Annotated in this window: 11 protein-coding genes, 1 pseudogene and 1 riboswitch; of the genes and pseudogenes, 8 read left to right on the top strand and 4 right to left on the bottom strand. The window is 74.4% G+C overall.

Annotated features, from left to right (window positions below; all coding sequences use genetic code 11):
* The first annotated feature begins 8 nt into the window (after nt 1-8).
* Nucleotides 9-1,439: a lipopolysaccharide biosynthesis protein gene (locus KPL57_RS09560; protein WP_226351291.1), complete on the top strand. Its 1,431-nt coding sequence runs from the start codon at nt 9-11 to the stop codon at nt 1,437-1,439.
* Between the two features lie 289 nt (nt 1,440-1,728).
* Here the strand turns inward: KPL57_RS09560 and KPL57_RS09555 are convergent, their stop codons facing one another.
* On the bottom strand, nt 1,729-2,619 hold the full coding sequence (locus KPL57_RS09555) for an ATP-grasp fold amidoligase family protein (RefSeq protein WP_075305780.1): 891 nt from the start codon (nt 2,617-2,619) through the stop codon (nt 1,729-1,731).
* A gap of 256 nt (nt 2,620-2,875) precedes the next feature.
* Between KPL57_RS09555 and KPL57_RS09550 the strand changes: the two genes are divergently transcribed.
* The 4 genes and pseudogenes from KPL57_RS09550 (at nt 2,876) to KPL57_RS09540 (ending at nt 6,575) form a co-directional block, all read left to right on the top strand.
* A complete protein-coding gene (locus tag KPL57_RS09550) occupies nt 2,876-3,877 on the top strand; it encodes a glycosyltransferase family A protein (protein WP_226351290.1) in 1,002 nt (333 codons plus the stop codon).
* A gap of 78 nt (nt 3,878-3,955) precedes the next feature.
* Nucleotides 3,956-4,813: pseudogene (locus KPL57_RS09545) on the top strand (MFS transporter); the annotation flags it as partial.
* Entirely contained in the window at nt 4,779-5,159 is a 381-nt protein-coding gene (locus tag KPL57_RS69525; protein WP_308252836.1) for a hypothetical protein, read from the top strand. The pseudogene KPL57_RS09545 and the gene KPL57_RS69525, both read left to right, overlap by 35 nt.
* A gap of 87 nt (nt 5,160-5,246) precedes the next feature.
* On the top strand, nt 5,247-6,575 hold the full coding sequence (locus KPL57_RS09540; protein WP_226351289.1) for an MFS transporter: 1,329 nt from the start codon (nt 5,247-5,249) through the stop codon (nt 6,573-6,575).
* A 10-nt stretch (nt 6,576-6,585) separates the two neighbouring features.
* On the opposite strand, the gene KPL57_RS09535 is transcribed toward KPL57_RS09540, so the two are convergent.
* Complete coding sequence (locus KPL57_RS09535) at nt 6,586-8,061, bottom strand: MFS transporter (RefSeq protein ID WP_226351288.1); 1,476 nt, start codon at nt 8,059-8,061, stop codon at nt 6,586-6,588.
* A gap of 117 nt (nt 8,062-8,178) precedes the next feature.
* Between KPL57_RS09535 and KPL57_RS09530 the strand changes: the two genes are divergently transcribed.
* The 3 genes from KPL57_RS09530 (at nt 8,179) to KPL57_RS69520 (ending at nt 12,318) form a co-directional block, all read left to right on the top strand.
* Entirely contained in the window at nt 8,179-9,735 is a 1,557-nt protein-coding gene (locus tag KPL57_RS09530; RefSeq protein WP_226351287.1) for an acetolactate synthase large subunit, read from the top strand.
* A 138-nt stretch (nt 9,736-9,873) separates the two neighbouring features.
* Nucleotides 9,874-11,226, top strand: coding sequence for an MFS transporter (locus KPL57_RS09525; protein ID WP_226351286.1), 1,353 nt, complete (start codon nt 9,874-9,876; stop codon nt 11,224-11,226).
* Nucleotides 11,227-11,334: 108 nt separating this feature from the next.
* Nucleotides 11,335-12,318: a DUF4073 domain-containing protein gene (locus tag KPL57_RS69520; protein WP_226351285.1), complete on the top strand. Its 984-nt coding sequence runs from the start codon at nt 11,335-11,337 to the stop codon at nt 12,316-12,318.
* A 69-nt stretch (nt 12,319-12,387) separates the two neighbouring features.
* Here KPL57_RS69520 and cobN read toward each other — a convergent pair whose 3' ends face one another.
* Entirely contained in the window at nt 12,388-16,032 is a 3,645-nt protein-coding gene (gene cobN / locus KPL57_RS09515) for a cobaltochelatase subunit CobN (RefSeq protein ID WP_226351284.1), read from the bottom strand.
* Nucleotides 16,033-16,122: 90 nt separating this feature from the next.
* Nucleotides 16,123-16,196, bottom strand: a riboswitch (cobalamin riboswitch).
* A gap of 153 nt (nt 16,197-16,349) precedes the next feature.
* The gene (locus KPL57_RS09510) at nt 16,350-17,954 is read right to left on the bottom strand and encodes a PucR family transcriptional regulator (protein ID WP_226351283.1); all 1,605 of its coding nucleotides are present in this window, start codon (nt 17,952-17,954) and stop codon (nt 16,350-16,352) included.
* Between the last annotated feature and the right edge of the window lie 16 nt (nt 17,955-17,970).

Here is a 17,970-nt window from a genome sequence, read left to right as displayed (position 1 = left end):
TGCGCGCGATGAGCGTCGGCGAGATGGTCGCCGGCCGGGTCCGCTCGGTCCGCCGGGAGATGGGCAATCCGCTCTACCGCAACGCGTACGCCCTGATGCTCAACACCGTCGTCAACTCCGGCTTCGGGTTGCTCTACTGGGTCTTCGCCGCGCGGGTGTTCAGCACCGAGGACGTCGGCCGCGGCAACGCCATGGTCAACCTGATGATGCTGATCTCGGTCCTGACCTCGCTGAACTTCGGTCAGGCCCTCATCCGCTTCCTCCCGACGGCCGGGCGCGACTCGCGGTCGCTGGTGCGGCTCGCCTACGGGGTCAGCGCTGGGATGGCCGTCGTCGGCTCGGCCGCGGTCATGACCTACTGCCACTTCGCCTACGCCCCCGGCGACCCGCTGCACGTCTCCCCCGGCTTCGCCGCGTGGTTCGTGGTCTCGACCGCCGCGTGGTCCATCTTCAACCTGCAGGACCAGGTCCTCACCGGGCTGCGCTCGGCGATGTGGGTGGTGCTGGAGAACGGCGTCTACGGCGTCGTGAAGCTCGGCCTGCTCGTCGTCGTCGCGTTCACCTCGGTGTCCGACGGCGTGTTCACCTCCTGGAGCGCGCCGGTCATCGCCCTGCTGGTGCCGTTCACCCTGCTGATCTCGCGGCGGCTGCTCCCCCGGCACACCGCGGAGACCGTGGACCGCGACGACGCCGGTGCCCCGGACCGCGCCACGCTGGCCCGCTACATGGGCGGCGACTACCTGGGCCAGGTGTTCAACCAGGCCATGTCGTCGTTCCTGCCGGTGCTGGTGGTCATGACGATCAGCCAGGCGGCCAGCGCCTACCTGCTGCCGGCCCAGACCGTCTTCCTCGCGATGAGCATGCTGTCGATGGCGATCACCTCGGCGCTGGTCGTGGAGGGCTCCCGGAACCCGGAGCACGCGCACGTGTTCGCCCGCGCTGTGCTGCGCCGGATCTGCCTGCTGGTGTGGCCCGCCTCGCTGGTCATCGCGCTGGCCGCACCGCTGCTGCTGTGGTTCTACGGGCCGCAGTACGTCGAGAACTCCACGACGCTGCTGCAGCTGCTGATGGCCTCGATGTTCCCGCGCGTGATCGTGACGATGTGGATGACGAAGTCGCGGCTCGCGAACCGCACCTTCCCCCTGGCCGCGCAGCAGCTCGTGCACTGCGCGATCGTGCTCGGCGGGATCCCGCTGCTCGCCCCGACGCTCGGGGTCGACGCCGCCGGCTGGACGTGGCTCGCGGGCGAGCTGGTGCTGGCGGTCGTCTTCGCGCCGTCGGTGGTGCGCTGGCTGCGCCGGCCGGTCCCGCCGCACCCGCCCGGCGACGGCGGTCCCGCCAGCCCGGACGACAAGGACCTCCTGGACCGCGACGACGACACCCGGCCCATCAGCGGGCCGGAGGCGCGGACCCACGAGTTCCCCCGCGTCCGCGACTGACCCCTCCGCGATCAGGGGCTCCGTCCGGCGGCCCACGCAGCGTCCCGGGGCCCCGTCGATCAGTACCTGAGCGCTGTCCGATCGGCCGTCGACAACGCTCGGGTACTGATCGACGGGTGGCGCGCCGTCGCCACACCCCTTCGCGGGCAGCCACACCTGTTGCAGCGGGTGTGGCTGCCCGCGAAGGGGTGTGGACGCGCGGCGACCGGCCGCGGGGAGCGGCGGCGGGCGGCGGGTCGCCGCGGGGCAGCGGGGGATGTGAGAGCCGGGTGGGTGCGCGCGGGCCCGGTCAGGAACGCTGGATGAACTTCTCCGGGATCGGTGTCCCGTTGCGCCACAGGTTCCCCAGGGCCCGGTCGAAGGCGCGGGGCCGCAGCCGGACGAGCCCGCCGCCCGGGTTGTGGGTGATCTCGCCGAAGTAGACGTGGCCGTCGACGTCGTAGAGGTCGACGCGGCAGAAGGTGAAGTCCTTGCCCAGCGCGCGGGCGATCTCCAGCATCCGCTCGTAGGAGGCGGGCTTCTCCGGCAGCGCGTCGGCCTGGGAGAACCGCCCGGAGATCCGGAACGGCACCCAGTCCGGGTGCAGCATCGTCGAGGTGTGGGCGGTGAACCGGTCCTGGTCGACGACGACCATCGCGGGCTCGCCGTGGAAGACGAAGAACTTGTAGTCGGCGGGCGGCGTGGTGCCGTCGCCGATCATCTCCTCGACGACGGCGCGCGGCGTGAGCCCCTCGTAGGGGCGCTCGCGCCAGCCGTGGGTGAAGAAGTCGGTGCGCAGCCAGCGGGCGACCGTCGAGCGGATCTTCGCGTGGTCGGCGGCCGCCGGGTGGCGCACCAGGATCGTCATGTCGCAGCCGTGGGTGCCCTTGACGACGTACGGGCCGGTGGGCGCCTCCAGGTCGAGGTCCTCGGCGCGCTCGACCACCTGGAGGAGCGGGATGAGGTGCTCCGCCCCGATGCGCTCGGCGACGTGCTCGCGGACGGTGTACTTGTCCGCGGTGACGTGCACCAGTTCGGGCTGGTCGTCGAGGTTCTTCTTGGCGAGCAGCTGGGACCAGGTCCGCGGACGCCGGAACGTCGTCAACTCCCCCTGGAACAGGGCGTGGTGGGCCATCGCGAAGGCGCGATGCGGCAGGAACCGGAGCCGTCGGGACAGCATCACCCGTGCGTCGAACGACATTCTCCGGACGATAGCGACCCTCTCCCACCGCCCGGCGCACCGGCCCCGGACCGGGTGGCCCGACCACCCGGGGCAACCCCGGATGCCGCACGGACGTCACCAACAGTGGGCACGCTCGTTGCCATTCGCGAGGAATGCCCGCAGCACGGCCTCGGTCGAGGGCGTGCCGAACGCACTGCGTCACCCCTTACGGTGATTGAGGGGCCGACGGCGCCGAAGACGGCGCACCCCGGAAGGAGCTCCGACTGTGCCGATCGTGCGGAACCCCCACGTTCTCGTCACCGTGATCACGCCGGCCTACAACGTCGGCCCGTGGATCGGTGAGGCCATCGACTCGGTGCTCGCGCAGACCGAGTCCCGGTTCGAGTACCTCGTCGTGGACGACGGGTCGACCGACGACACCGCCGACATCGTGCGCTCGCGCGCCGAGCGCGACCCGCGGGTGCGGCTGATCCAGGTGGAGAACGGCGGCGCGGGCGCCGCGCGCAACCGCGCGCTGGCCGAGAGCGCCGCCCCGTTCGTCGCGTTCCTCGACGGCGACGACCGCTGGCACCCCGAGTTCCTGTCGCACATGCTCGAGACCCTGCACACCGCTCCGCCCGGGGTCGGGATGGCCTACTGCCACACCCGCGTGATGATGGAGTCCGGGCAGGTCGTGGCGCTGCGCTGGCAGCCGTCGGGCAAGGTCGACATCGACAAGCAGCTGGTGGAGAACAACCCGCCGCACAACGGCAGCTCGCTCATGATCCGCCGGGCCTGCTTCGACCAGGTCGGCGGCTTCGACTGCTCGCTGCCCTCCGCGGTGGACTTCGAGATGTGGCTGCGGATCGCCGCCGGGTCGAACTACCCGCTGATGTGGGGCACCCGCCGCTGGCTGCTCGACATGCGGCTGATGCGCACCGGCTCGATCAGCTCCAACCGGCAGCGCCGGTTCGAGTGCCTGGACAAGGTCATCGCCGACTACGCACCGCGGATGCGGCGCCAGCACCCGGGGATGGCCTACGTCCGGCCGGCGGTGTTCGCCTACCGCGACGGGCTGGACGACTTCGGCGACCGGTGGGCGCTGCTGGCCCGCGAGGTCGGCACGAAGGAGCTCGCGAAGGACTCGTGGGGCCGGTCGCTGCTGGCGTGGAACAGTGCGGGCCGCGAGCGTCGCGCGCAGCTGCGCAACGTCCGCGACACCGCCCGCAACAGTGCCTACAAGGGCATGTCCGGGGCGCTGCGCACCGCGGTGAAGCTCAACTCGCTGCGGGGATGACTCCGGCACCGCGCCTGCGGGAACGCCACGGCTGACCCGCGACCCGCAGGCGCCCGCCCACTCCCGCATGATGGGCCCGTGGTGGCAGTCGGAGCGGGCCGGACGGAACGACGGGCCCGGCTGGCGGTGGCCCTGGTCTTCCTCACCAACGGCCTGGTCTACGCCAACCTGCTGCCCCGCTTCCCACAGATCAAGGCCGACCTCGGCCTGTCCAACACCCAGCTCGGGCTCGCGGTGGCCGCGATGCCGTTCGCGGCGCTGCTGGCCGGGCTCACCGCGGGCCCGCTCATCGCCCGGTTCACCTCGGCGAAGGTGGCGTCGTTCGGGATGGCGGTGATCGCCCTCGGCGTCGTGCTCGTCGGGTTCGCACCGTCCTGGGGGCTGTTCGCCACGGCGATGCTGCTGGTCGGGGCGTCCGACGCCGTCGTGGACGTCGCGCAGAACGCGCACGGGCTGCGGGTGCAGCGCCGCTACGGCCGGTCGATCCTCAACGGGTTCCACGCGCTCTGGTCGGTCGGGGCGGTCGCGGGCGGACTGATGGGCTCGGCCGCCGCCGGGGCCGGGCTGGCGCTGCCGGTGCACCTGGGGTTGTCGTCGCTGCTCTCGGTGGTGATCGCGGTCGCGGTCCACCCGCTGCTGCTGCGCGGCGACGACCGCGACGACCGCCGGCCCCCCGGCGCGGCCGACGGTGCACCGCCGCGCAGGCCGTGGACCGGGCTCGGCACCCGCACCGTGGCGCTGCTCGCCGTGTTCGGGCTGGTCGCGATCTCCGGCACCCTGGTGGAGGACTCCGGCGCCACCTGGGCGGCGGTCTACCTGCAGGGGCTCGGGGCCGGTGCGGTCGTCGCCGGCCTCGGGTTCGTGGCGCTGCAGGGCTGCCAGTTCGTCGGCAGGCTGGTCGGTGACCGGGTGGTCGACCGGTTCGGCCAGCGCGCGGTGGCCCGCGCCGGTGGCGGGCTCGTGCTCGCCGGGATGGGCCTCGCGCTGGCGTTTCCCGACGGTGCCCGGCACCGTCGCCGGGTTCGGTCTCGCCGGTTTCGGGGTGGCGACGCTCGTCCCGGCCGCGATGACCGCCGCCGACCACCTGCCGGGACTGGCACCGGGCACCGGGCTGACGATCGTCACCTGGCTGATGCGGGTCGGGTTCCTGGTCTCGCCGCCGGTGGTCGGGCTGGTCGCCGACGCGACGTCGCTGCGGGTGGGGCTGCTCGTCGTCCCCCTCGCGGGGCTGGTGGTGGTGCTCCTCGCCGGGGTGCTGGCCGGGCGGCGCCGGCCCGGCTGAGCACCGGTCGACATGATCACGACCGGATCCGACAGGATCATCCGTACGTCTCGACACGAATCGGTCGGCACCCTAGCGTCGTGACGCATGTCACCCACCGTCCCGCCGGCGCCGCCGGGACCCACGCTCCGGTCGTCCCGCAAGGTCGCCACCGCCAGTCTCGTCGGCACCACCATCGAGTGGTACGACTTCTTCATCTTCGGCACGGCCGCGGCACTGGTCTTCAACCAGGTGTTCTTCCCGTCGGTCGACCCCGTCACCGGAACCCTGTCCGCGTTCGGCGCGTTCGCCGTCGGGTTCATCGCCCGCCCGCTGGGCGGCGCGGTGTTCGCGCACTTCGGCGACAAGGTCGGCCGCAAGCCGATGCTCGTGTACTCGCTGCTCCTGATGGGCGCGGCGACCGTCGGGATGGGCCTGCTGCCCGGCTACGACACCCTCGGCATCTGGGCACCGGTCCTGCTGGTGGTCCTGCGGTTCCTGCAGGGCTTCGGTGTCGGCGGCGAGTGGGGCGGGGCGGCGCTGATGGCCGTCGAGCACGCCCCGGCGCACCGTCGCGGGTTCTACGGCAGCTGGCCGCAGGTCGGTGTCCCGCTCGGCCTGGTGCTGGGGACGGCGACGTTCGCGGTGCTGTCGGCGACGCTGACCGACGAGCAGTTCCTGGCCTGGGGCTGGCGGATGCCGTTCCTCGCCAGCGTCGCGCTGATCGCGGTCGGGATGTGGATCCGGCTCGGCGTCCACGAGTCACCGGTGTTCCAGCAGGCGATGGACGAGAAGGCCGCGAACCGGATGCCGGTGCTGGAGGCGCTGCGCACCTACCCGAAGGAGATCGGGCTCGCGGCCGGCTCGTTCCTCGCGACGAACTCGACGTTCTACGTCTCCTCGGTCTGGCTGGTCACCTACGCCACCCAGCAGCTGTCCTACGACCGCACCACGATCCTCGCCGCGAACTCGGTGCTGTCGCTGTCGGACATCCCACTGATCCTGGCGTTCGGTCTGCTGTCGGACCGGATCGGCCGGCGCCCGATGTTCGTCGGCGGGATGGCGCTGCTGGCCGTGTTCGCGGTGCCGTACTTCTGGCTCGTGTCCACCGGCAGCATCTGGTTGTTCCTGCTGGGCGGGCTGATCGTCCAGGTGGCGCGCTCGGCGGTGTACGGGCCGCAGTCGGCGTTCTTCGCCGAGCAGTTCTCCACCAGCATGCGGTACTCGGGGGCGTCGCTGGCCTACCAGATCGCGTCGATCCTGGGCGGCCTCGCACCGCTGCTGTGCACCGCGCTCGTCGCGCTGACCGGGTCGCTCTACGCCGTCGCCGGCTACGTCGTCGGGATCGCGCTGGTGTCGCTGGTCTGTTCCTGGCTGATGACCGAGACGCTCCGGTCGGGGCTGCGCGACGACGCCGTCGCCGTCGCCCGGACCTGACCCCTGCCCCCTACTGTCGGCCGGTCGCGGTCGCCGGCGTGCCCCTGCCCCGGGCGCGCCGGGCCGCGACCAGGTCGGCGACACCGAGCACCAGGGCCAGCGCCACCAGCCCGACGGTGATGAGCAGGCCGTGCGAAATGGCGTCCGCCCAGTCCCCGCCGGACGCGGTGAGCCTGCCGAAGAACACCGCACCGACCGCGGACAGCCCGATCGCCGTCCCGATCCGCTGCCCGGTCTGCAGCACCCCGCCCGCGGTGCCGCCGCAGGTGTGCGGGATCTCCGACAGCGCGAGGGTCTGGTTCGGGGCGATCACCAGCCCACCGCCCGCCCCGGCGAGCAGCAGCGGCCCGGCGATCGCGAGCCCGGTCCACGGACTGTGCGCGGTCGCGGCGAGGACGAGGTCGGTGACACCGAGCCCGACCATCACCGTCGCCAGCCCGACGACGATCATCGGCTGCCCGAAGCGCGCCACCAGGCGTCCGCTCAGGGCGGAGGTGACGGCCGAGCCCAGCGCGAACGCCGTCAGCGTGAGACCGGTCTGCAACGGGGTGTATCCCAGCCCGTTCTGCAGGTAGAGGGTGAGCACGAAGAAGATCGAGGTGAACCCGGCGAAGTAGACGGCGCCGAGCGAGGCGCCGACGGCGTAGCTGCGGGTCCGCAGCAGCGCGAAGTCGACCAGCGGGTGGCCGTGGACGCGCTTGGCCCGCCGCTCCCACGCCACGAATGCCACCAGCGCCACGACCGAGACCGCGACCAGCCACCAGGGCGCCGACGCCGGGTCCCGCTCGGCGAGCACCAGCGGCAGCATCAGCGCGACGACGGCGACACCGAGCAGCGCCGAACCGCCCAGGTCCAGCGGGCGCCGTTCCCCCGCCGGCGCGGTGTCGGCCGGCAACAGCCGGAACGCGGCGACCAGCGCCGCGACGCCGATCGGGATGTTGACGAAGAAGACCCAGCGCCAGCCGTCGGCGTCGCCGGCCCAGGCCAGCAACAGCCCGCCGAGCAGTGGGCCGACCGCGGTGGAGATCCCGACGACGGCGCCGAACATGCCGAACGCGGTGCCCCGCTCCGGACCGCGGAACAGGTCCTGGATGAACCCGACGACCTGCGGGGACAGCAGCCCGGCCGCGACGCCCTGCACGAGCCGGACCGCGACGAGCACCTCCGGGTTCGGCGCGAACCCGGCGACGGCGCTGGTGAGGGTGAACAGCGCCAGCCCGGTGACGAACATGCGACGGCGGCCACGGTCGTCGCCCAGCCGTCCGGACGCGACCAGGACCAGGCCGAACGTGAGCGCGTAGCCGGACACGATCCAGGACAGCTGCGCGGCCGAGGCCCGCAGCGCGGTCTGCATGGCGGGCAGCGCGACGTTGACGATGCTGACGTCGAGCAGGCTCATGAACCCGGCGACCAGGCAGACCGACAGTGCCCGCCAGCGTCGGGGGTCGGGGGTGTACACCTCGGGGGCGGTGCGGTCGTCGCTCACAGTCCCTCATTCCCCGCCCTGGCGCTGCGGGGCGCAACTCGAACCCGGGTCCTGCGGGCACGCGTCACATCGTGTGGACTCACCGACCATGTGGACCGTACAGATCGGGAACCGGTCGTGAGGGGCGCCGAGGCGCTGGTCGGGTCGCTCACCGCGGCCGGTGTCGACGTGTGCTTCATGAACCCGGGCACCTCGGAGATGCACTTCGTGCAGGCGCTCGACGCGGTGCCGGAGATGCGTGGCGTGCTGGCCCTGTTCGAGGGCGTCGCGACCGGCGCCGCCGACGCCTACGCGCGCATCGCCGGGAAGCCCGCGGCGGTGCTGCTGCACCTGGGGCCGGGGCTGGGCAACGGGTTGGCGAACCTGCACAACGCGCGCCGGGCCGGGATCCCGCTGCTGTGCGTCGTCGGCGGGCACGCGACCGACCACGTCCGGTTCGACGCGCCGCTGCAGTCCGACATCACCGCGGTCGCACGGACCGTGTCCGGGTGGGTGCACACCAGCGGCGACGTCCGCGACGTCGCCGCCGACGCCATGCGTGCCCTCGCCGCGACCGGCGAGCGCGGCGGGCAGGTCGCGACGCTGGTGCTGCCCGCCGACGTGTCCTGGTCCGAGGGCGCGTCGCTCGCTCCGCCGCTGCCGGCCACCGGGCCGGTCCCGCCGGACGCCTCACGGGTCGCCGCGGCCGCCGCCGCCGTCCGCGCGCCCGGCGCGACGCTGCTGCTGGGCGGGCCCGCACTGAGCGCGGCGGGCGTCGACGCCGCCGGGCGGATCGCCGCGGCGACCGGGACACGGCTGCTGGTGGAGACCTTCCCCCGGCGCTGGGAGACCGGCGCCGGCCGGACCCGCATCGACAAGCTGGCCTACTTCGCCGAGCAGGCGATCGCGCAGCTGGACGGCACGTCGTCGCTGGTGCTGGCCGGGGCGCGGTCGCCGGTGTCGTTCTTCGGCTATCCGGGCGTGCCCGGGGACCTGGTGCCAGAGGGTGCCGCCGTGGTGGGGCTGGCCGACGCGACGACCGACGCGACGGCCGCGCTGGAGGCCCTCGCCGACGTCGTCGCCGGGGACGCGGCCGCCGCGCTCGCCCCGCACGAGGCACCAGAGCCCCCGCCGGGGACGCTCGACGTGCGGGGGCTGTGCGCCGCCGTCGCCGCGACGCTGCCGCAGGACGCGATCGTGGTCGACGAGGCGCTGACGGCGACGGCGTCGCTGGCGATGTCGTTGCAGACCGCGCCGCGGCACACCCAGCTCGCGCTGACCGGCGGCGCGATCGGGATGGGGCTGCCCGCCGCGGTGGGCGCCGCCGTCGCCGCCCCGGACCGTCCGGTGGTGGCGGTGCAGGCCGACGGCAGCGCGCTCTACACGCTGCAGGCACTGTGGACGATGGCCCGCGAGCGGCTCGACGTCACCGTCGTCCTGATCAACAACGCGGCCTACTCGATCCTGCGGGTCGAGCTCGCCCGCACCGGTGCCGGGGAGGCGGCCCACTCGGGGCGGGCGGGACGGATGCTCGACCTCTCCGACCCGACGCCGGACTTCACCGCGCTGGCGACCGGGCTCGGGGTGCCCGCCGAGCGGGTCACCACCACCGAGGGCCTGCTCGACGCGCTGCGGCGGGCGCAGGCCGAGCCGGGCCCGCACCTGGTCGAGGCGATCGTCCCGGCGCTGGGCTGAGCGCTCCCGGCACCGACCGCACGGCCGCGCCGGCACCGCGACCTGGTCGGCGACCTGCGCCACCACGGCCAGGTCGCCGACCAGGCGCTCCCTGAATCGGCTTGACCTGCACCGGGGTTCAGGGAGCAGGGTGGCGCCGTGGTCGAGGCGCGGACGGACGGTGCGGGGGTCTGGTCCCCGGGCCGCGCGCCGACGACCGTCGGGATCCTGCTGCTGATCAGCCTGACCGCGTTCGAGGCGATGGGTGTGGGGACCGCGATGCCCGCCGTCGTCACCGACCTGGGCGGGGTCTCCCGGTACGCCTGGCCGTTCGTGCTGTTCCTGGCCGCGGCGGTCTTCGGCACCGTCGCCGGCGGTCGCTGGTGCGACGTCCGGGGCCCGCGGGTGCCGCTCGTCGCCGCGCCGGTCCTGTTCGGGGCGGGCCTGATCGTCGCCGGGTTCGCGACGACGATGGCCGGGCTGCTGGCCGGACGGGTCTTGCAGGGGCTGGGTGCGGGAGCCCAGGGTGTCGCGGTGTACGTGCTCGTCGCCGAGGTGTACCCCACGCGGGCGCGCCCGGTGGTGTTCGGGCTGATCTCCTCGGCGTGGGTGCTGCCCGCGCTCGTCGGCCCGCCACTGGCCGGGCTGGTCACCGAGCGCCTCTCCTGGCACTGGGTCTTCCTCGGTCTGCTGCCGGTGGTGGGGCTGGCCCTGGTGCTGATCGCGCCGGTGGTGCGCGTCCTGCGACCGCCCACCGGCCCGGCGGCCGGCGACCGTGGGGCGGGCCTGGTGCCCGCGGCACTCGGTGCCGCGGTCGGCGTCGCCGGGCTGAGCTGGGCGCTGGAGAACCTCGACGTCGGCGGGGCGGTGGCCGGCGTCGTCGCGCTCGCGGTGCTGGTGCCGTCGCTGCGCAGGCTGCTGCCCCGCGGGACCGTCGTCGCGCGCCCGGGCATCGCCGCGGTCGTCGCGGCCCGCGGCCTGGTCGCCGGGGCGTTCTTCCCGGTCGTGTCGTTCCTGCCCCTGGTGCTCACCGCGACGCACGGCTGGTCGCTGACCGCCGCCGGGACGCCGCTGATCGTCGCGTCGCTCGGCTGGTCGGCGGCCGCCGCCTGGCAGGCCCGCCGCCCCGACGCCGACCGCGCGCTGATGCTGCGCACCGGGTTCGCGATGATCGCCGCGGGCCAGGTCGCGCTGGTCCCGGTCGCCGCCGGGCTGCTGCCGGGCTGGCTCGCCGTCGGGTTCTGGGGCGTGTCCGGGCTCGGGATGGGCGTGGCGTTCTCCGCGATCGCCTACCTGACCCTGGCCCACTCCGACGCCGGTGACGTCGGTGCGCACTCCTCGGCGGCCCAGCTGCTCGACCAGCTCGCGACGGCGGCGTTCGTCGGGCTGGGCGGGGCACTGCTGGTGGCGCTGGGCTCACCCGCGGTCGCGCTGCCGGTGCTCGTCGCGGTCGTGGCCTGCCTCTCCGGGATCGGCGCGGTGACCGCGGGGCGGACCCGCGTCCGCGCCTGAGGCGACCGGTTCGGGCCGCCGTGTCCGGATCGACACCTGCCGTCGGTCTGGTGATCACCCGGCCGGGTGAGGGTGGGCGTCGTCGTCCCCACTCCCCCCGGAGGTCCCGTGACCCGCCCGTCCCCCCGCATCCGCCTCGTCGCCGCAGCGGTGCTCGCCCTCTGTCTCGCCGTCGCCCCGGCCGCCCTCGCCGCTCCTCCGCCGCAGGCCGGGCCGCGGGCCGTACTCGACGTGGTCAGCGACGTGCAGGGTGATCTGCCCGACCTCGCACACACCCTCGCGGATCTGGACGACCTCGGCCGCGACGCCGACGGCCCCGGTCCCGCCGACGCGCTCGTCGTCAACGGCGACCTGGTCCCCTCCGGCACGGTCGCCGAGTACGAGGCGTTCACCGCCGCACTGGCCGCCGGGCCGCCGCGGGCCCGGACGCTGGCCGCGATCGGCAACCACGAGTACTACACCGGGGAGCCGGACGCCGTGCTCACCGAGCGGTTCCTGCGCTACACCGGGATGCCGGCGCCCTACCACCGCAGCGACGTCCGCGGGGTGCCGGTGCTGTTCCTCGGCAGCCTGGCGGCGCCGGGCGACGACGCGAACGCCGTCCTCGGCGACGAGCAGCTCGACTGGTTCGACCGCGAGCTCGACCGTGCCTCGGCCCGGCCGGGTCCGGTGCTGGTGTTCTCCCACCACCCGCTGCTCGACACCGTGTCGGGGACCCGGGGCGCCACCGGCGCGGACAACTACTGCTGCCAGTACCCGCGACCCGAGCACGACCGGCTGCTGCAGATCATGGGCGACCACCCCGACGTCGTGTTCCTGACCGGGCACACCCACTACGACCTGGGGCTCCACGACTGGGCGGTCCGCCGCACCGTCCCGGGCGGCCACCCCGAGGGGTTCACCGCCGTCAACACCGGTTCGCTGCAGACGCAGTGGTCGACCGCGCCGGACGGCAGCGAGGTGGCCGCCCCGACCCGGGCGATGAACCAGGGGCTGCGGCTGGTCGTCGACGGCGGGCGGACCGTGGTCGAGGCGCACGACTTCGCCGCGGACACCGTGGTGAACCGGATCGAGATCACCACGGGCCGCTGACCACCGCCGACGGCCCGGGCCACGACCTGCTCGGCGAGAGGGCGTGGCCCGGGCCGGGGCACGACGGGATCAGTCCCCCTCGATGTCGCCCTCGGACTCCAGGTAGGCCTGGCGCAGCGCGTCCAGCGTCGCCTGCTCCGGGCTCTCCCAGAGCCCGCGGTCGACGGCCTCCAGCAGTCGTTCGGCCATGCCGTGCAGCGCCCACGGGTTGGACTCGGACAGGAACTTGCGGTTGTCCGGGTCCAGCACGTACTCGGCGGTCAGCGTCTCGTACTGCCAGTCCGCGATGACGCCGGTGGTGGCGTCCCAGCCGAACAGGTAGTCGACGGTCGCGGCCATCTCGAACGCGCCCTTGTAGCCGTGCCGGCGCATCGCGGCGATCCAGCGCGGGTTCACCACGCGGGCACGGAAGACCCGGGCGGTCTCCTCGTGCAGGCTGCGGGTGCGCACCGCCTCCGGGCGGGTCGAGTCCCCGACGTAGGCGGCCGGCGCGGTGCCGGTCAGCGCGCGCACCGTGGCGACCATGCCGCCGTGGTACTGGTAGTAGTCGTCGGAGTCGGCGATGTCGTGCTCGCGGGTGTCGATGTTCTTGGCCGCCACCGCGATCCGCCGGTAGGCGTTCTCCATGTCGTCCCGGGCCGGGACGCCGTCGAGGCCGCGGCCGTAGGCGTAGCCGCCCCAGGTGGAGTAGACCTCGGCGAGGTCGGCGTCGCCGCGCCAGTCGCGGGAGTCGACGAGCTGGAGCAGCCCGGCGCCGTAGGTGCCCGGCTTGGAGCCGAAGATCCGGGTGCGGGCGCGGCGGTCGTCGCCGGTGCGCTCGCGGTCGGCCTCGACGTGGGCGCGGACGTAGTTCTGCTCCGGGGTCTCGTCCAGCTCGGCGACCAGCTTCACCGCGTCGTCGAGCAGGGCCAGCACGTGCGGGAACGCGTCGCGGAAGAACCCGGAGATGCGGACCGTGACGTCGACGCGCGGGCGGCCGAGCTCGTCGAGGTCGATCACCTCCAGGCTGCGCACGCGGCGGCTCGCGTCGTCCCACACCGGGCGGACGCCGAGCAGGGCGAACACCTCGGCGACGTCGTCGCCGGAGGTCCGCATCGCACTGGTCCCCCACACCGACAGGCCGACGCTGCGCGGGTACTCGCCGTGGTCGGCCCGGTAGCGCTCGACCAGCGACTCGGCCATCGCCTGCCCGGTCTCCCAGGCCAGCTTCGACGGGACGGCCTTCGGGTCGACCGAGTAGAAGTTCCGCCCGGTCGGGAGCACGTTGACCAGCCCGCGCAGCGGGGAGCCGGACGGGCCGGCCGGGATGAAGCCGCCGTCGAGGGCGTGCAGCACCCGGTCGAGCTCGTGCGCGGTGGCGTCGAGCCGCGGCACGACCTCGTCGGCGGCGAACCGCAGCACCGCACGCACCCCGTCGGCGTCCAGGGCGGGGAGCACCTCGGAGCCGGCCGGGCCGGGGGTCAGGTGCTCGTCGACGACGGCGTCGACGGCGGCCGGGTCCCAGCCGCGGGACTCCATCGCCGCGACCAGCGCGCGGGCCACCTGCTCGACGGCGTCGGTGCGGGCGTTGGTCTCCGAGCCGTCCTCGACCAGCCCGAGGGCCTGGCGCAGACCGGGGACCGACTGCTCGCCGCCCCACATCTGCCGGGCGCGGAGCACCGCCAGCACCAGATCGACGCGCTGCTCCCCGGCCGGGGCCTGGGCGAGCACGTGCAGGCCGTCGCGGATCTGGACGTCCTTGATCTCGCACAGCCAGCCGTCGACGTGCATGAGCATGTCGTCGAAGACGTCCTCGTCGGGACGCTGCTCCAGCCCGAGGTCCTGGTGCATCTGCGCCGCGGTCATCAGCGTCCAGATCTGCTGGCGGATCGCGGGCAGCTTCGCCGGGTCCAGCGCGGAGATGTTGGCGTGCTCGTCGAGTAGCTGCTCCAGGCGGGCGATGTCGCCGTAGGACTCGGCGCGCGCCATCGGCGGGATGAGGTGGTCGACCAGGGTGGCGTGCGCACGGCGCTTGGCCTGCGTGCCCTCGCCGGGGTCGTTCACCAGGAAGGGGTAGACCAGCGGCAGGTCGCCGAGGACGGCGTCGGTGCCGCAGGAGGCCGACATCCCCAGTGTCTTGCCGGGCAGCCACTCCAGGTTGCCGTGCTTGCCGATGTGCACGATCGCGTGCGCACCGAACCCGCCCTCGGACTCCGGCGCGGCCAGCCAGCGGTAGGCGCCCAGGTAGTGGTGCGACGGCGGCAGGTCCGGGTCGTGGTAGATCGCGACCGGGTTCTCCCCGAAACCGCGCGGCGGCTGCACGATCAGCACGACGTTCCCGCGGCGCAGCGCCGCGACGACGATGTCGCCGTCCGGGTTCTGCGAGCGGTCGACGTAGTGCTCGCCCGGCGCCTCGCCCCAGTGCTCGACGACCCCGTCGCGGAAGTCCTCGGGCAGCGTGTCGAACCAGCTGCGATAGGTCGCGGCGGAGATGCGGACCGGGTTGCCGGCCAGCTTGTCCTCGGTGAGCCAGTCCGGGTCCTGCCCGCCGGCCTCGATCAGGGCGTGCATGAGCGCGTCGCCGTCGCCGGCCTCGACGCCCGGGAACGCCGCCTCGCCCTCGGTCGCCACCGCGTAGCCCGCCGCGGCCATCGTGCGCAGCAACGCCACCGTCGACGCCGGGGTGTCCAGCCCGACCGCGTTGCCGATCCGCGCGTGCTTGGTCGGGTACGCCGACAGCATCAGCACGATCTTCTTGTCCGCGTTCGGGACCCGGCGCAGCGTCGCGTGCTTCACGGCGATCCCGGCGACCCGGGCGGCCCGCTCGTCGTCGGGGACGTAGACCGAGAGGCCGTCGGCGTCGGTCTCCTTGAACGAGAACGGGACGGTGATCAGCCGGCCGTCGAACTCCGGCACCGCGACCTGGGTGGCGACGTCGAGCGGGGACATCCCGTCGTCGTTGGCCTCCCAGGTGGCCCGGGAGCTGGTCAGGCACAGGCCCTGCAGGATCGGGACGTCGAGCGCAGCCAGCTCGGTGACGTCCCACTCCTCGTCCTCGCCACCGGCCTGGGCGCCGGCGGGCTTGGTACCGCCCGCGGCGAGCACGGTGACGACCATGGCGTCGGCCTCGCGCAGCCGCTCGAGCAGCGCGGCCGGGGCCTGGCGCAGCGACGCGCACCAGATCGGCAGCGCGCGGGCGCCCTTCGCGGCGATCTGCTCGCAGAGGGCCTCGATGTAGCGGGTGTTCCCGGCGAGGAACTGGGCGCGGTAGAACAGCACCGCGACCGTCGGCCCGTCGACGTCGGTGGCCGGGACGGACAGCTCACCCCACTCGGGCAGCTCCACCGGCGGCGCGAAGCCCTCACCGGTGAGCAGCACGGTGTCGGACAGGAACGCGTGCAGCTGCGCCAGGTTCTCGGTGCCGCCCTGTGCCAGGTAGGTGTGCGCCTGGGCCGCGACGCCCGCGGGCACCGAGGACAGCTCCATCATCTCCGCGTCCGGGGCCATCTCCCCGCCCAGGCAGACCAGCGGCGTCGCGCGGGCCCGCAGCAGGTCCAGGCCCTCCTCGAAGTAGCGGTACCCGCCGAGGACGCGGACGACGACGACGTCGGCGGCGTCGGCCATCTCGGCCAGCTCGTCGTGGGTGACCCGGTTCGGGTTGGCGAGGCGGTAGTCCGCGCCCGAGGACCGGGCCGAGAGCAGGTCGGTGTCCGAGGTGGACAGCAGGAGGATCACCGGAGGGCTCCGGGCACAGCATGGGCGCGCGTCATCGACGGACCTTCCTCGGGATCCTCGTCCCGGGTGGGGTGGCGCGGCGAACGGGCGCAGTGTCTGGCTCCCCCCGGCCGTGGCCGGGGGTCACAGTGGCGGGACCGCGCCGGACTCGCACCGGCTTCCTGGATCCCGCTCGCCGTCTTCGGTTGTCGTGAGTCACCTTCGGTGGCGGCCCGGGGTCCCGTCAAGGTGCGCCGGACCGGGGTGGTGATCCGCACGTGCGGCGGCGTGGCGGGCGGGTCGGTCCGGGGGCGGAGCGGAACGGGGGCACCCCGCCGTCAGAACCGATCGGCGCCCGCCCCGCCCGCGGGCGGGGTGTCGTCACCGGCCCGGCCGAGGTCGCGGGCCTGCAGCGCCAGCCACAGCTCGTGGCGGTCCTGGGCCGAGGACAACCGGCGACCGCTGAGCCGCTCGGCCGCGGCGATCCGGTTCCGCACGGTGTGCCGGTGCACGCCCAGTGCGGCGGCGGTGGCCTCCCAGTGGCCGTTGCGCTCGACGAACGCGGCCACCGCGCGCAGCAGCTGCGCGCCGCGCGGGTCGGCGTCGAACGGGCCGAGGACGGCGTCGGCGAACCCGCCGAGGCGGTCGTGGTCGAGCAGCGCGAGCAGCATCCGGCTCGACGCCACGTCCTCGGCGTGCGCGGTCCGTCCGGTCAGCCGGGCCACCGGCAGTGCCGAGCGGGCCTGGCGCAGCGACACCGCCAGCGCGCCGGGGCGCACCGCGATCCCGATCCCGGCCGGGCGGCCCGCGGCCAGGGTGGTGAGCACGGTGTCCAGGTCGACCGGCGCGGGCACGGCCAGCTCGACCCGGCCCGCGGGGTCGGCGGGCTCGGTCCCCGGGCCGTCGCGCACCACCCGGACCAGGGCGTCGGGCAGCACGGCGGCGAGGTCGGCGGCCAGCTCGTCCGGGCGCGGCGCGGCGACGACCGCGGCCCGCAGCGGCTGTTCGGACAGACCGGCGGCGGCCAGCCTGCGTCCGGCGACGGCGTCGTCGACCACCCCGCGTTCCAGGAACGCGAGCAACCGGGCCCGGCCACGGCGCACCGCGGCGTCGAGACCGGCACGGCGTTCCAGGTCCAGCGACAGCAGCGACACCAGGTCCCCGGTGACCTGGTTGGAGTGCGGTCCCGCGACGGGCCCGTCCACCAGCAGCAGCGCCCGGATCCGGTGCGAGCCCAGCGGGTGCACCTCGCGGCGGCGCCCGCCGCCGGTCTCGACCGCCGCACCCAGCAGCCCCTGGGCACGCACGGCGGCGACGGTGCCCGCCAGGCCGGCGGCGAGGGCGTCGGCGCCGTCCGGCGGGGCGGCGGCCAGCACCCGTCCGAGCAGGTCGACGACCACCGCGGTGCGCCCGGTGGCCTGCGCGTGCACCGCGAGCACCGCCGCCGGTCCACCCGGGACGACGGCGGCCGCGGTGAGCGCCCGCTGGGTGCGCAGCGCCCACTGCAGCCGGGCCCGCTCGGCGGCGTCGCGGTGGGCGAACACGGCCCGGGTCACCGCGACGAACGGCACCCCGTCCGGGACCTCCAGCAGCGGCAGCCCGGCCCGGCGGGCGGCGGTGACCAGCTCGGCCGGGACCCGGCGGTGCGGCAGGTCCGCACCCAGCCCGAGCCCGAGCGCGACGACGCCGTGCGCGCGCAGGTGCCGGGCGTAGGCGGTGAGCCCCTCGAGGTCCGACGGCAGCAGGAACCCCACGGTGAGCACCAGCTCCCCGCCCTCCAGCCACGAGCCGGGCTCGGTCAGCTCCGACACCGCGGCCGCCGCGACCACGACGTCGAGGTCGGCGTCGTCGACGGCGGCGCGCCCGAGCCGCAGCGCGGGGTCGGCGAGCAGGGTCGCGAGCGTGACACCGGACGACGGGATGGACACCACGTCGAGGATCATCGCGCGGACTTCGACG

The organism is Pseudonocardia sp. ICBG601, assembly GCF_020496245.1.
Note: the sequence above shows the minus strand (reverse complement) of the source record. Positions and strands in the feature narration are given on the sequence as shown.